The sequence below is a fragment of the Streptomyces sp. NPDC059900 genome (assembly GCF_050270335.1).
In the GTDB taxonomy this organism is placed as follows: Bacteria; Actinomycetota; Actinomycetes; order Streptomycetales; family Streptomycetaceae; genus Streptomyces.
The window spans coordinates 1-2,177 of sequence record NZ_JBNNJZ010000915.1; the positions used below are offsets into that span (position 1 = coordinate 1).

Here is a 2,177-nt window from a genome sequence, read left to right on the forward strand (position 1 = left end):
GTGTATAAGAGACAGCGGTGGGGCACAGCGACGCCCTTGGGGCGGCCGGTGGAGCCGGAGGTGTAGATCACGTACGCCAACTGGTCGTGCGCCAGCTCTATGCCGAGCGGCAGCTCCGACTCCGCGGCGATCGCCTCCGCCGCGTCGTCCAGCACGGCGGTGTCCAGCACGACCTGTGCCTGGCTGGAGGCGACCATGAACTCCAGGCGGTCGGCGGGGTACTCCGGATCCAGCGGCACGTACGCGCCGCCGGCCTTCCACACCGCCAGCATCGACACCACCATGTCGACACCGCGCGGCAGCCGCAGACCCACCCGCGACTCCCCGCGCACGCCCTGCCGACGCAGATACCGGGCCAGCCGGTTCGACCGCGCCTCCAACTCCGCGTACGACAGCTCCCGGGACCCGCAGCGCACCGCGGCCACGTCCGGGGCCCGCACCGCCCACTCCTGGAAGCGCTCCGGCACGGTCAGCGGGCCGAACGGCCGGGTGCCGGCGTTCCATTCCTCGACCACGCGCGCCCGTTCACCCCTCCCCAGTACGTCGATCTCGCTCAGCCGCACCTGCGGATCGGCGGCCACCTGCTCAAGGACCCGTACGAGACGGTCGCCAAGGGCCCGTACCGTCGACTCGTCGAAGAGATCCGCCGCGTAGAGAATCCCGCCCCCCAGACCCGCCGGAGCACCATCCGGTGCCCGCCGCTCGCCCAGCGTCACGGAGAGGTCGAACCGCGCCGGCAACTCGGCCACGGGCGGGAGCGGGGTGACGCGTAAGCCGGGCAGCTGCCATTCAGCCTCAGGGATGTTCTGCAGTGCGAGCATCACCTGGAACAGCGGATTGCGGGACAGCGAGCGCGCCGGGTTCAGCTCCTCCACCAGCCGCTCAAATGGCACGTCTTGATGCGCGTATGCCGCCAGATCCGTCTCCCGGACGCGCCGCAGCACCTCGGCGAACGACGGGTCGCCCGCCAGGTCCGTCCGCAGCACCAGCGTGTTCACGAAGAATCCCGACAGTCCCTCCAGCTGCGTGTCCCCGCGGCCGGCGATCCCCGTGCCCACGGGGATGTCGGACCCGGCACCCATCCGCGACAGCAGCACCGACAGCGCGGCGTGCACCAGCATGAACATCGTCGCCCGGCCCCGGGCAGCCACCGCCACCAGCCGTCGGTGCGTGTGCGCCTCCACCGAGACCGGCACACTGCCGCCCCGGAAGGAGGGCTGCCCCCTGCGCGCGCGGTCCACCGGCAGGGCCAGCTCCGGCGGCGCGCCGGCCAGGGCGTCCTTCCAGTACGCCAGCTGCCCACTGATCACACTCTCCGGATCACCGGGATCGCCCAACGCCTCCCGCTGCCACAGCGCGTAATCCGCGTACTGCACCGGCAGCGCTTCCCAGCCCGGCGCCCGACCCGCACACCGCGCCTCGTACGCGACCCGCAGATCCCGGGCCAGCACCCCCATCGACCAGCCGTCCGAGGCAATGTGATGCACCACCAACAGCAGTACGAACTCCTCCGGTGCCACGGTCAGCAACGACACCCGCCACGGCAGCTCCGCACTCAGATCGAAGCCGCGGCCCGACGCCGCCGCGAGCTGTTCCTCCAGGCGCTCCGCAGCGGCCTGCTCCACGTACAGCGCGGGCCGTCCGGCAGCGCCCTCCAGCACCCGCTGCCACGGCTCGCCATCCGCGTCACGGAAGACGGTGCGCAGGCTCTCGTGCCGCTCGGCGATGTCGCCGAGCGCCGCCTTGAGCGCCTCCAGGTCGAGCGCGCCCTCCATCCGCAGCGCGAGGGGCAGGTTGTACGCCCCGGCCGCCTCCGAGTCGGCCTCGGCCAGCCGGTTCAAGAACCACATGCGGCGTTGTGCGTACGAGACCGGCACCTGGTCGGGGCGCGGCTGCGGCAGCAGCTCCAGTCGCTTGCGTTCGACAGAATCGGCCAGCTGCCGCACCAGACCGGCGGGCGAGGGTGTGCCGAACAGGTCGCGGATGCTGACTTTCGCGTCCAGCACCGCCCGGATACGCGCGACCAGGCGCATGCCCAGCAGTGAGTCCCCGCCGAGGTCGAAGAAGCCGTCTTCCGGCCCCACCCGTTCCACGCCCAGCACATCGGCGAACAGCTCGCAAAGGATCTCCTCCACGGGCGTGGCCGCCGCCCGTCCCTGGCCGGCCGCGTACTCGGG

1 protein-coding gene is annotated in these 2,177 nt (G+C 71.9%); it reads right to left on the reverse strand.

Annotated features, from left to right (window positions below; genetic code table 11):
• Positions 1 to 2,177: condensation domain-containing protein (locus tag ACQKIP_RS45650; RefSeq protein WP_427745693.1), on the reverse strand; the 2,177-nt coding region annotated here is incomplete at both ends.